At 71.1% G+C, this 12773-nt stretch carries 10 protein-coding genes; 6 read left to right on the forward strand and 4 right to left on the reverse strand.

From position 1 onward, the window contains the following. Window positions 1-376: 376 nt before the first annotated feature. On the forward strand, window positions 377-4915 hold the full coding sequence (gene gltB / locus ACFPFQ_RS02290; protein ID WP_379614341.1) for a glutamate synthase large subunit: 4539 nt from the start codon (window positions 377-379) through the stop codon (window positions 4913-4915). Between the two features lie 47 nt (window positions 4916-4962). Next, window positions 4963-6420, forward strand: a complete 1458-nt coding sequence (locus ACFPFQ_RS02295; protein WP_379614176.1) for a glutamate synthase subunit beta — start codon at window positions 4963-4965, stop codon at window positions 6418-6420. Between the two features lie 98 nt (window positions 6421-6518). On the opposite strand, the gene ACFPFQ_RS02300 is transcribed toward ACFPFQ_RS02295, so the two are convergent. Next, complete coding sequence (locus ACFPFQ_RS02300; protein WP_379614178.1) at window positions 6519-6971, reverse strand: MarR family transcriptional regulator; 453 nt, start codon at window positions 6969-6971, stop codon at window positions 6519-6521. Window positions 6972-7046: 75 nt separating this feature from the next. Here ACFPFQ_RS02300 and ACFPFQ_RS02305 point away from each other — a divergent pair, with 75 nt between their 5' ends. Then, a complete protein-coding gene (locus ACFPFQ_RS02305; RefSeq protein WP_379614180.1) occupies window positions 7047-8216 on the forward strand; it encodes a cytochrome P450 in 1170 nt (389 codons plus the stop codon). Here the strand turns inward: ACFPFQ_RS02305 and ACFPFQ_RS02310 are convergent. Then, window positions 8163-8852: a TetR/AcrR family transcriptional regulator gene (locus ACFPFQ_RS02310; RefSeq protein WP_379614182.1), complete on the reverse strand. Its 690-nt coding sequence runs from the start codon at window positions 8850-8852 to the stop codon at window positions 8163-8165. The two genes, ACFPFQ_RS02305 and ACFPFQ_RS02310, sit on opposite strands and share 54 nt — an antisense overlap. Window positions 8853-8939: 87 nt before the next feature. On the opposite strand from ACFPFQ_RS02310, the gene atpE reads away from it, so the two are divergent. Further along, window positions 8940-9230 carry an ATP synthase F0 subunit C gene (atpE, locus tag ACFPFQ_RS02315; RefSeq protein WP_379614184.1) on the forward strand — a complete coding sequence of 97 codons (291 nt, stop codon included), beginning with the start codon at window positions 8940-8942 and terminating at the stop codon, window positions 9228-9230. A gap of 7 nt (window positions 9231-9237) precedes the next feature. Here atpE and ACFPFQ_RS02320 read toward each other — a convergent pair whose 3' ends face one another. Beyond that, on the reverse strand, window positions 9238-10083 hold the full coding sequence (locus ACFPFQ_RS02320) for an LLM class flavin-dependent oxidoreductase (RefSeq protein ID WP_379614186.1): 846 nt from the start codon (window positions 10081-10083) through the stop codon (window positions 9238-9240). An 81-nt stretch (window positions 10084-10164) separates the two neighbouring features. Between ACFPFQ_RS02320 and ACFPFQ_RS02325 the strand changes: the two genes are divergently transcribed. After that, window positions 10165-10641: a MarR family winged helix-turn-helix transcriptional regulator gene (locus ACFPFQ_RS02325; RefSeq protein WP_379614188.1), complete on the forward strand. Its 477-nt coding sequence runs from the start codon at window positions 10165-10167 to the stop codon at window positions 10639-10641. Between the two features lie 96 nt (window positions 10642-10737). On the opposite strand, the gene ACFPFQ_RS02330 is transcribed toward ACFPFQ_RS02325, so the two are convergent. Beyond that, a complete protein-coding gene (locus tag ACFPFQ_RS02330) occupies window positions 10738-11715 on the reverse strand; it encodes a cation diffusion facilitator family transporter (RefSeq protein WP_379614190.1) in 978 nt (325 codons plus the stop codon). Between the two features lie 34 nt (window positions 11716-11749). Here ACFPFQ_RS02330 and ACFPFQ_RS02335 point away from each other — a divergent pair, with 34 nt between their 5' ends. Then, complete coding sequence (locus tag ACFPFQ_RS02335; RefSeq protein WP_379614192.1) at window positions 11750-12709, forward strand: alpha/beta fold hydrolase; 960 nt, start codon at window positions 11750-11752, stop codon at window positions 12707-12709. The last annotated feature ends 64 nt before the right edge of the window (window positions 12710-12773 follow it).

A 12773-nucleotide genomic window follows, 5' to 3' on the forward strand; every position in this document is an offset into this window, starting at 1 on the left:
GACCTACACACTACCCTCCGCGGACCGGATCCCCCGCTTCCGCCGCAGGTCAAGTTGGTCACTGCCGGTGTCACTGGCGAGAGATGCAATTGCATGCGACATTGTGCGGGCGAATCCCGCACCCGCTGATGCGTGCGGGCCGCACCCGTGCTCAAATCCGGCCGACGCCGCACAACGGCGCCCGACCGACGTGCCGGCGGCGTAGGCGACCACGCCGGGCCCGTCTCACACTGCACCGGTGCGCGCCCCGAGCCCCCGCGCGACCAGAACAGGCGTCCGAGTGGGGGTCTCGGTTACTCTCTTTCGACCATCATGTCGTCCCGATGCTGGATGTCGGGGTGCACCGAGACGACCGGAGGCACTGTTGGCTGCGAACATCGCGGGTACAGCGTCGGCGGCTCTGGGCAAGGGGCTCTACGCCCCGGAATTCGAGCACGACGCCTGTGGCGTCGCCATGGTTGCCGATCTTTCCGGCCGCCGTGATCACAATATCGTCCGCAGGGCGTTGACCGCGCTGCTCCGACTGGAGCACCGAGGCGCCCGCGGGGCCGAGGCCAACACCGGTGACGGTGCGGGCATCCTCATCCAACTTCCCGATGAGTTCTACCGGGAGGTCGTCGACTTCGCGCTGCCCGACGCAGGCGCCTACGCCGCCGGCATCGCGTTCCTGCCCATCGAGCCCGACAAGGCCGACGAGGCCGTCGACGAGATCGACCGGCTGGCCGCCGAAGAGGGCCTGCGGGTGCTGGGCTGGCGCGACCTGCCCACGGATCCGGACGGCGCAGACATCGGACCCACCGCGCGCGCCGCGATGCCGAGCTTCCGCCAGCTGTTCGTGGCGGGTCGGGGCGGCGAGTCCGGCATCGAGCTCGAGCGGCTCACGTTCTGCCTGCGCAAGCGCGCCGAGCACGCCACCGGCGTCTACTTCGCGAGCCTCTCGCCGCGCACCATCGTCTACAAGGGCATGCTCGCCGAGCCGCAGGTCGAGGCGTTCTACCCGGACCTGTCCGACGAGCGGGTGACCACGGCGCTGGCCGTCGTGCACTCCCGGTTCTCCACCAACACGTTCCCGGCGTGGCCGCTCGCGCACCCGTACCGCTACGTCGCGCACAACGGCGAGATCAACACGCTGCGCGGCAACCGCAACTGGATGGCTTCGCGCGAGGCGCTGCTCAAGTCCAGCCTCATCCCCGGCGACCTGACGCGGCTCTCGCCGATCGTCACGCCCGACGCGAGCGACTCGGCCACCTTCGACGAGGTGCTGGAGCTGCTGCACCTCGGCGGCCGCAGCCTGCCGCACTCGGTGCTGATGATGATCCCGGAGGCCTGGGAGAACCACACCGAGATGGATCCGGCCCGCCGGGCCTTCTACGAGTTCCACTCCACCCTGATGGAGCCGTGGGACGGCCCCGCGCTCGTCGCGTTCACCGACGGCACCCTCATCGGCGCCGTCCTGGACCGCAACGGGCTGCGCCCGGCCCGCTACTGGGTCACCGACGACGGCATCGTCGTGCTCGCCTCCGAGGTGGGCGTGCTCGACGTCGAGCCGTCGGCCGTGGTGAAGAAGGGCCGGCTGGAGCCCGGTCGCATGTTCCTCGTCGACACCGCCGCGGGCCGGCTGGTGGACGATGCGGAGATCAAGGGCGCGCTGGCAGCCGAGCACCCGTACGCCGACTGGCTGCACGCCGGGCTGATCCGGCTCGACGAGCTCCCCGCCCGCGAGCGCGAGACCCACACCCACGCGGCGCTCACCCACCGCCAGCAGTCGTTCGGCTACACCGAGGAGGAGCTCAACATCCTCCTCAAGCCGATGGCGCGCAGCGGTGCCGAGCCGATCGGGTCGATGGGCAACGACGCACCGATCGCGGCGATCTCCGCACGTCCGCGGCAGCTGTTCGACTACTTCATCCAGCTGTTCGCGCAGGTCACCAACCCGCCGCTGGATGCTATCCGGGAGGAGCTGGTCACCTCCCTGCAGAGCCAGCTCGGGCCCGAGCAGAACCTGCTCGACGCCAGCCCGTCCAACTGCCGCACGGTGGTGCTGCCGTTCCCGGTCCTGTCCAACGAGGACCTTGCCAAGATCGTGCACATCAACGACGACGGTGAGCTGCCCGGCTTCACCTGCGTCACCGCCATGGGCACGTTCCGCACCGCGGAGGGCGGAGCGGGCCTCAAGCGGCGCCTGGGCGAGATCTGTCGCGAGGTCTCCGAGGCCATCGAGGACGGCGCGCGCCTGATCGTGCTGTCCAACCGCGGTGTCACCAAGGACCACGCGCCGATCCCGTCACTGCTGCTCACCGGTGCGGTGCACCAGCACCTCGTCCGGGAGAAGACCCGCAGCCGGGTGGGCCTGGTCGTGGAGTCGGGCGACGCCCGCGAGGTGCACCACATCGCGCTGCTGCTCGGCTACGGCGCCGCCGCGGTCAACCCGTACCTGGCGATGGCCACCGTCGAGGATCTCGCCGACCGCGGCGACATCCCGGGTGTCGACGCCCGCACGGCGGCGAACAACCTGGTCAAGGCGCTGGGCAAGGGCGTCCGCAAGACTATGTCCAAGATCGGCGTCTCGACGGTCGCGTCCTACACGGGCGCGCAGATCTTCGAGTCGATCGGCCTGGGCAACGAGGTCATCACCACCTGCTTCACCGGCACCACGTCCCGGCTGGGCGGCGTCGGCTTCGACGTGCTCGCCGAGGAGGTGCTGCGCCAGCACCGCCGGGCGTTCCCGTCCGACGACGTGCGCGCGTCGCACCGGGCGCTGGAGGTCGGCGGCGAGTACCAGTGGCGCCGCGAGGGTGAGCTGCACCTGTTCAACCCGGAGACGGTCTTCAAGCTCCAGCACTCCACGCGGCAGGGTCGCTACGACATCTTCAAGCAGTACACGAAGGCCGTCGACGATCAGACCCACCGGCTGATGACGCTGCGCGGGCTGTTCAAGTTCAAGGACGGCACGCGGCCGCCGGTGCCGATCGACGAGGTCGAGAGCGTCGAGGAGATCGTCAAGCGGTTCGCGACGGGCGCCATCTCCTACGGGTCGATCTCCAAGGAGATGCACGAGACCCTCGCCATCGCGATGAACCGCCTCGGCGGCAAGTCCAACACCGGTGAGGGCGGCGAGGACGCCGACCGCTGGACACCCGACGCCAACGGCGACTCGCGTCGCAGCGCCATCAAGCAGGTGGCGTCGGGCCGCTTCGGTGTCACCAGCGAGTACCTGGTCAACGCCGACGACCTGCAGATCAAGATCTCGCAGGGCGCCAAGCCCGGCGAGGGTGGTCAGCTGCCCGGCACCAAGGTCTACCCCTGGATCGCGAAGACCCGCGGGTCGACGCCGGGCGTCGGCCTGATCTCGCCGCCGCCGCACCACGACATCTACTCGATCGAGGACATCAAGCAGCTCATCCACGACCTGAAGAACGCCAACCCGCGCGCCCGCATCCACGTGAAGCTGGTGAGCCAGGTCGGCGTCGGCACGGTCGCGGCGGGTGTGGCGAAGGCGTACTCCGACGTGGTCCTGATCTCGGGACACGACGGCGGCACCGGTGCGTCACCGCTGTCGTCGATCAAGCACGCGGGTGGTCCGTGGGAGCTCGGTCTGGCCGAGACGCAGCAGACGCTGCTGGCCAACGGGCTGCGCGACCGCATCGTCGTGCAGGCCGACGGGCAGCTCAAGACCGGCCGCGACGTCGTCATCGCCGCACTGCTGGGGGCCGAGGAGTTCGGCTTCGCCACCGCACCGCTCGTGGTGTCGGGCTGCATCATGATGCGGGTCTGCCACCTCGACACCTGTCCGGTCGGCGTCGCCACCCAGAACCCGAAGCTGCGCGAGCGGTTCGACGGGCGTCCCGAGTACGTCGTCAACTTCATGCGGTTCATCGCCGAGGAGGTGCGCGAGTACCTGGCGCAGCTCGGGTTCCGCACCGTGGCCGAGGCCGTGGGTCACGCGGAGATGCTCGACACCGACGACGCCGTGCGCCACTGGAAGACCGAGGGCCTGGACCTGCGTCCGATCTTCCACATGCCCGAGCTCAAGCCGGGCACGGCACGCCACAACACGAAGAGCCAGGACCACGGCCTCGAGAAGGCGCTGGACAACACGCTGATCCAGCTCTGCGAGGGCGCGCTGTCCTCCGGTGACAAGGTGCGGCTGGACCTGCCGGTCCGCAACGTCAACCGCACGGTCGGCACGATGCTCGGCTACGAGCTCACGCGCCGCTGGGGTGGCGAGGGCCTGCCCGACAACACGATCGACGTCACGCTGTCCGGCTCGGCCGGACAGAGCTTCGGCGCGTTCGTGCCGAAGGGCATCACGCTGCGGTTGATCGGCGACACCAACGACTTCTTCGGCAAGGGGCTCTCGGGCGGGCGGCTCACGCTGCGGCCCGACCCGTCGGCACCGCTGGTGGCCGAGGACAACGTCATCGCCGGCAACGTGATCCTCTACGGCGCCACATCGGGCGAGATCTTCGTCCGCGGGCTCGTCGGCGAGCGGTTCTGCGTGCGCAACTCCGGCGCGCTGGCCGTCGTCGAGGGCGTGGGCGACCACGGCTGCGAGTACATGACCGGTGGCCGCGTGGTCGTGCTGGGCAAGGTCGGGCGCAACTTCGCGGCCGGCATGTCCGGCGGCATCGCCTACGCGCTCGACCTGCTCGAGCAGCGGGTCAACGGCGAGATGGTCGACATCGACGCGCTCGACGACGAGGACCGCAAGTTCCTGCGCGAGGCGGTGGAACGCCACCACGCGGAGACCGACTCGGCCGTGGCGCGCGCCCTGCTCACCAGCTGGGACGACGCGGTCGGCCGGTTCAGCAAGGTCATGCCCAAGGACTACAAGCGGGTGCTCGAGGCCCGTGCGGCCGCCGAGCGCGACGGCCGCGACATCGACACAGCGATCATGGAGGCGGCTCATGGCTGATCGAGACATCGACACTGCCGCCGCACGCATTCTCGGGGAGGTCCGACATGGGTGACCCGAAGGGGTTCATCACCACCCCGCGCGAGACTCCCACGCGCCGTCCCGTGGACCTGCGCCTGATGGACTGGCGCGAGGTCTACCAGGAGTTCCCCCGCGACCACCTGGAGAAGCAGGCCGGGCGCTGCATGAACTGCGGCATCCCGTTCTGCCACCAGGGCTGCCCGCTGGGCAACCTCATCCCGGAGTGGAACGACCTCGTCTACCGCAAGGACTGGCGCGAGGCCACCGAGCGGCTGCACGCCACCAACAACTTCCCGGAGTTCACCGGCACGCTCTGCCCCGCGCCCTGCGAGGCGGCCTGTGTGCTGGCGATCAACAGCGACGCGGTCACGATCAAGCAGGTCGAGATCGAGATCGTCGACCGGGCCTGGGACGAGGGCTGGATCACGCCCCAGGTACCGGTGCGGCGCACCGGCAAGAAGGTGGCCGTCGTCGGCTCCGGGCCTGCCGGGCTGGCCGCCGCGCAGCAGCTCACGCGCGTCGGGCACAGCGTCGTGGTGTTCGAGCGCGCCGACCGCATCGGCGGGCTGCTGCGCTACGGCATCCCCGAGTTCAAGATGGAGAAGTCCCGGCTGGACCGGCGCCTCAAGCAGATGCAGGACGAGGGCACGCTGTTCCGCGCCTCCGTCGACGTCGGGGTGGACGTCACCGCCGAGCAGCTGCAGGCGGACTTCGACGCGGTCGTCCTCGCCGGTGGTGCCACGGCGTGGCGCGACCTGCCGGCGAAGGGCCGTGAGGTCGAGGGCGTCTACCAGGCGATGGAGTTCCTGCCGTGGGCCAACCACGTGCAGCAGGGCGACATGGATGCGCCGCCGATCACCGCTGAGGGCAAGCACGTGGTGATCATCGGTGGCGGTGACACCGGCGCCGACTGCCTCGGCACGTCGCACCGCCAGGGCGCCGCGTCGGTCACGCAGCTGGAGATCATGCCGACGCCCCCGGAGAAGCGCACCGTGGGCATGCCCTGGCCGACCTACCCGATGATCTACCGCGTCTCCTCGGCCCACGAGGAGGGCGGTGAGCGGCTGTTCTCGGTGAACACCACCGAGTTCGTCGCCGACGCCGACGGCAAGCTGGCGGCCATCCGGATCGTCGAGGTCCGGCGCGATGCCGAGGGCCGGTTCGTGTCGGTCGAGGGCACCGAGCGGGAGCTGCCCGCGCAGCTCGTGCTGCTCGCGATGGGCTTCGTCGGGCCGGACAAGGGCCGCCTGCTCGACGACCTCGGCGTCGAGCTCGACCCCCGGGGCAACGTGGCCCGCAACGACGCGTTCATGACCAGCGTCGACGGGGTGTTCTCGGCGGGCGACATGGGCCGCGGCCAGTCGCTGGTCGTGTGGGCCATCGCCGAGGGCCGCGCCGCGGCCGCCGGGGTGGATGCCTACCTGACCGGCCGCTCGGTACTCCCCCGCCCGATCAACCCGACCGATCGGCCGATGGTCGGGTAGCACTCCCCGCGCTCCGTTGCAGGAAGGCCACTCAGCCGAAGGATTCGGGCCGCCGAAATTTTGCGGCAAGGTGGCCTTCCTGCAATACGGCGGGGCAGTCAGCCCGCCTCGAGCAGCTTCCGCAAGGTCGTGAGGCCGTCGAGCACCACGTCGCGCTCCTGCGGCGTGGCAGCGTCGAGCACCGTGACGAGCCGTCCGAACGGTCCGCTTCGCAGGTCCTGGACGTAGTGCTCCACCACCGCTGCCACGGCGACGCGGGTGACGCGGCGGTCGCGCTCGTCCGGGGTCCTGGTGACCAGTTTCCTCGCCTCGAGGCGGGTGATGATCCCCGACATCGTGCTGTGGCTCAGGTGCAGACGCGCGGCGAGCTCGGTGACGGTGCTCGGCCCGGTCGTGGCGAGATCCGACAGGACGGCGACCTGCGGTCCGGTGAGGTCGCTGCGTTCCCGATCCCCCACCGGGTCGCGGCCACCGGAGAGCAGGGACTGGCGCAGCGCGCGGACGTGCTCCATCACTTCCGTCGCGATGTGGCTCTCCGCCGGCTCCTGCATGGACGCGACCCTATCCCGGATGTATGTTGAACACGACGCGTCGTATACGACGGATCTATTCGGGGGTAAGCAGACATGACCGAGACCAGAGCGATCCAGCGGGTCACCACCCCGGTCGGCGATCCGGCCTGGCTCGTCACCGGCTACGACGAGGTCAAGGCGACGCTGCACGAGACCCGGCTCGGCCGTGCCCACCGCGACCCCGAGAACGCCTCCCGGATGGGCCGCTCGGCACTGTTCGGCGGCCCCATGGGCACCGACCCCGAGGCCGAGGCCGTGCGGCACCGCGCGATGCGCAAGCAGCTGTCCCCGGCGTTCTCCGCCCGCAAGATGGAGGCGTTGCGCCCGCGGGTCCGGGTGATCGTCGACGAGCTGCTCGACACGCTGCTCGCCTCGCCGCAGCCGGTCAACGTGCACGAGGTACTGTCGTTCCCGCTGCCCGCACTGGTCATCTGCGAGCTGCTGGGCGTGCCGTTCGCCGATCGCGACGACTTCCGGCGCTGGTCCGACGAGGCCGCCGACACCGTCGACGAGCAGCGTTCCCGCGCCGGACTCGGGGCGCTCTGGGCGTACATGTCCGAGCTGGTGCAGCGCAAGCGCCGCGAGCCCGCGGACGACGTCGTCAGCGACCTGATCGCCGGAGCCGAGGCCGCGGGCGAGCCGATCGAGGGCGTCGCGATGCTCGCGGCCGGGCTGCTGTTCGCCGGCCACGAGACCACGGTCGCGGCGATCGACCGGGGCCTCGTCCTGCTGCTGTCCCACCTCGACCAGTGGGAGGCGCTCTGCCAGGACCCCACGCTGGTCGCGAGCGCCGTCGAGGAGACGCTGCGCTGCGAGCTGCCCGTGGTCGCCGCGTCCCGGGCCGACGGCGGCCTGCCGCGCTACGCCGCCACCGATCTCGACATCCAGGGCGTCACCGTGCCGGAGGGGGACATGGTGCTGCTCGGCCTGCGTTCGGCCAACGCCGACGAGGAGCAGTTCGCCGCGCCCGAGCGGTTCGACATCACCCGCACGCCCAACCTGCACCTGACATTCGGCCACGGCCCGCGGTTCTGCATCGGCGCCCCGCTCGCCCGGATGGAGCTGACCGAGGTGTTCAGCGCGCTCGCGGCCCGATGCCCCGGGCTGCGGCTGGCCACGCCCGCCGGGGAGCTGCAGGTGCAGAGCGAGCGGCTGGTGAGCGGCCTGACGTCACTGCACCTGACCTGGCCCGTCGAGGACGCCGGAGAAGGCGCTCACCAGTAGCTGGAGGAACGCCTCCTCCGAGGACAGTGCCGCGACGGGCGGCTCGGCCATCACCGCGGCCAGCCGCGGGAACTCGCCGGTGCCGGCCAGGCTGGCCATGTAGCCCGCATACGCCAGCATCCAGTCGGGCTCCTTCGCGCGGGCCTCCTGCTGCCCGTAGACGAAGATCATGCCGCTGACCACGCCGATGGCCGCCATCTTCTGCGGGCCGGCCGCCGGGTGGTCGGCGAGCACCTCGAGATAGCGCTCGGCGAGGCGGGCCGAGTGGGGGCCCGGAACCGCCAGCCCGACGAGCAGCGCGTCGGAGACCCACGGGCGGCGCCGGATCAGCGCCAGGCCCTGCGCGATGAGGTCCGCCGCGCCGTCGCGCCAGCCCGTGAAGGGCCGGGCCAGGTCGAGATCGGCGTAGCTGGCGTCGACCATGAGGTCCACCAGCTCGTCGCGCGTGCGGACGTAGCGGTACAGCGACGCCGCTCCGGTGCCCAGCTCGGCCGCGACCCGCCGCATCGTCACCGCCTTGAGGCCCTCGGCGTCGGCGATCCGCATACCGACCGCGGCGATCTCGGCCCGGCTGTGCTCGGCCGGCCGTCCGACGCCCGCCGACTCCGGCCGCATCCAGATCACCTCGCGTGGCATCCGGTCAGTATCCCCCTCTGCGAACGTCGTTCGCGAATGCGGTACAGTCGTTTGCGAACAGAGTTCGCGAAAACGAGGAGGCCGGCCATGTCCACGACCGCACTGATCGCCCAGGCTGCGACCGAGGGGATCACCGGCACCGACATCAAGCTGCTCGGCGCGTTCATCGGCGGCGGGGTGGCGCTCGCCGGCGGTGCCATCGGTGCCAGCAACGGCATCGGCCAGGCCACCTCCGCCACGATCAGCGGCGTGGCCCGCCAACCCGAGGCGCAGCGCAGGCTGCTCCCGACGATGATCCTCACCATCGGCCTCACGGAGGCGTTCTACTGGATCAACGTGGTGTTCCTGCTGCTGTTCGTTTTCCTGCTCGCCCGCTGAGCATCAGCTACTGCCCGGTCAGCCTCTCCACCACCGGGGCGAACTGCTCGACGAACGCGGCGTTGCAGCTGATGTAGGACACACCCAGCACGTCGCGGCGGCGCTGCAGCTCGTCGCACATCTCGGCCACGCTGCCACGCACCATGACGAGCGAGTCGTGCTCGATGAGCGTGGCAGCGTCGGCCCCGATGAACCCCTTCGTCCACTCCGGAACCTCGTCGCCGACCACGAACAGGTTCATCGCCAGCTCGATGTCGCCTGCCCGGTCCCCCGCCGCCGACCGGACCTCGGCAGCGCTCGCCGCGACCTCCTCGCGCGTGGCCAGCGGCGCGGCCGCCAGCGTCACGATGTCGGCGACACGACCGGCCAGCGCCCGCGCCTTCGGCCCGCCGGCAGCGACGAGCACCGGCGTGCGCGCTTCGCCGTCGAGCTCGCGCAACTGCACGATCGTGGCCTCCAGCCGTGCGAGCCGGTCTGCGCCGTCGCCGTAGGGCTGCCCGATCCGCTCGGCCGAGGCCTTCATCGACGGCAGCCCGGTGCCGATGCCCATGTCGAACCGGCCGCCGCTGAGCACGCCGAGGCTGTGCGCCTCCCAAGCCGCGGCCATCGGCGTGCGCAGCGGGCTGGCCAGCACGAACGTGCCCACCCTCAGCCGCTCGGTGACGCTCGCCGCCACCGCGAGGGAGGGGAACGGCGACAGCAGCACGCCGCCGCCGGGACCGGGGCGCTGCAGGCCGTCGGGCATGAGGAGCGTGGCGTAGCCGAGCTCCTCCGCGCGACGGGCGGTGGCGATCCAGCGCTGCGGGCCGCCCTCGGGGGTGGCCACCACGCCGAAGCGGAACGGACGGGACATGTCGACCTCCAGGTTCGCAAATCGTTACACTTGTGAACCGTTCACTCGTGTACATGATTTGTCAACTGCTACGGTTCCGCGGTGGACACGGTTCGTGAGGCCTCCGGCAACCCGCCCGGCGCCGCCTTCCTGCTCGCCGCCATCGGTGCGCACGCCACCGCGCGGTTCGCCGAGCGCATCGCGGCACTGGAGCTGTCACCCCCGCAGACGGGCCTCATGCGGGTGGTCGTCGCGACGCCCGGACGCAGCCAGCAGGAGCTGTCGGAGCTGCTGGGCACGCCGCCGAGCCGGCTCGTCGGACTGGTGGACGGGCTGGCCGCGAAGGGGCTGCTGGAGCGGCGGCGCAACGAGACCGACCGCAGGCTCTACGCCCTGCACCCCACCGCGGCGGGCATCGCCATGATCGAGAAGATCGGGTTGGTGGGGCGGGAGCACGACGACGCCGTCTGCGCGGCACTCGACGACGGCGAGCGGGCCGTGCTGCGCGGGCTGCTGGTGCGGATCGCGGCGGAGCAGGGCCTCACGCCGGGGGTGCACCCGTCGTACCGGCGGATCTGAGGCCGCGGGCCCCTCCACATCGCAGCATGGTGGCCATCCTGCGACTCAACGCTGGGAAAGCCACCATGCTGCGATCCGGCAGGGCTCGCCCACGAACTACCGCGGCTCACCCGGCTCCGGCCCGTACCGCTCCAGCACCCGGGCCCGGATCGCCGGGTCGGAGCGCGGCACCGGCTCCAGGAAGATCTCGTCGAGGTCCGGGAACTCCTCGCGCAGTGCGGCGTCGATCGCCACGCACCCGTGCTCGACGTCGGCGGCGCCCAGCGCGTCGTCGAAGTCGAGGCGGGCGCACAGCAGGATGCGGTCGGTGCCCAGCATCATCGTCAGCAGGTCCACCACCTGGCCGACCTCGGCACGGGCGGCGAGGCGGTCGCGCACCGCGAACACGAGCCGCTGGTCGGCCTGCCGTCCGATGAGCAGCCCCTTGTTGGTGCGGCCGAGGATGTAGGCCACACCGGAGAGCAGCACACCGATCAGCAGCGACGCCAGCCCGTCCCAGAACCCGGAGCCGGTGAGCCCGTGCAGCCCGATCCCGCCGAACGCGAGCAGCAGCCCGACGAGCGCGGCGCTGTCCTCGAAGAACACGGTCTTGACGGTGGGGTCGTCGGTGGTGCGCAGGAACGCCGCGAGCGACTGGTCGTGGGCGGCGGCCTGGCTGCGGACCTGGCGCAGGGCCTGCAGCCACGACACCCCCTCCAGCAGGAAGGACACGGCGAGCACGGCGTAGGCGACCCAGGCCAGCGTCTGCTCGACCTCGGGGTCCAGCATCGTGCGGATGCCTTCGATGATCGCGAAGACGGCGCCGGACACGAAGATCGAGACGGCGGCGATGAGCGACCAGAAGAACCGTTCCTTGCCGTACCCGAACGGATGCTTGCGGTCGGCCTTGCGCTCGGACCGGCGCAACGCCGTGAGCAGCAACCCCTCGGTGGCCGTGTCCGCCACCGAGTGCGCGGCCTCGGCGAACATCGCCGCGGAGCCGGTGAAGATGCCCGCCACCAGCTTGAGCACGCCGATCGCCGCATTCGCGCCCAGCGCCACCAGCACGGTGAGCGTGCTCTCCTCTTCTGCCACGGCGCGAGGCTACGCCGGGCGTAGGTTCGCACGCATGACGATCACCCACCGGTTCGTGGAGACGAACGGGATCCGCCTGCACATCGCCGAGTCCGGGCCCGCCGACGGGCCCGTCGTCCTGCTGCTGCACGGCTTCCCGGAGTGCTGGTACTCGTGGCGCCACCAGCTCACCGCGCTGGCCGCAGCCGGGTTCCACGCCGTCGCTCCCGACCAGCGCGGCTACGGTCGCAGCGACGCGCCCGAGGCGATCGACGCCTACACGATCCTGCACCTGGTGGGCGACGCCGTCGGCGTGCTGGACGCGGTCGACGCGGAGCGGGCGGTGGTCGTCGGGCACGACTGGGGCGCGCCCGTGGCATGGCACACCGCGTTGCTGCGCCCGGACCGCGTGCGCGGCGTCGTCTCGCTGTCGGTGCCCTACCTGCCCCGCAGCGCCGACCGTCCGACGGTGGGATTGGCGCGGCGCTTCGGCCCTGAGCACTACATGCTCTACTTCCAGACCCCCGGCGTCGCCGACGCCGAGCTCGCCGCCGATCCGCCCGCCACGTTCCGGCGCGTGCTGGTCAGCATCTCCGGCGACGGCACGGTGCAACGGCTGTCCGTGCCGGAAGGCGGCGGCTTCCTCACCAACTCACCGGAACCCGCCGGGATGCCGGACTGGCTCACGGCGGAGGACGTCGCCGTCTACGTCGACGAGTACGCGACGAACGGGTTCACCGGCGGGCTCAACTGGTACCGCAACCTCGACCGGAACTGGGAGCTGACCGGCGCGTGGAACCACGCCACGATCACGCCACCCGCACTGTTCATGGCGGGCGACGTCGACCCGGTTGTGGCCGGGGTCCCGTTCGACGACCTGGTGGCCACGGTCCGCCGGTCGGTGTCCGACCTGCGCACGGCCACCCAGTTGCCCGGCTGCGGTCACTGGACGCAACAGGAGCGCCCGACGGAGGTCAACGAGGCGCTGCTCGGATTCATCCGATCGCTCAATTGATCTGTCAGCGCGACGCGCCCGCCCGGCGCCCGTCGGCGGCCGCTGATCGCTCGACGGCGACCGT

The organism is Pseudonocardia sp. GCM10023141, from assembly GCF_042653605.1.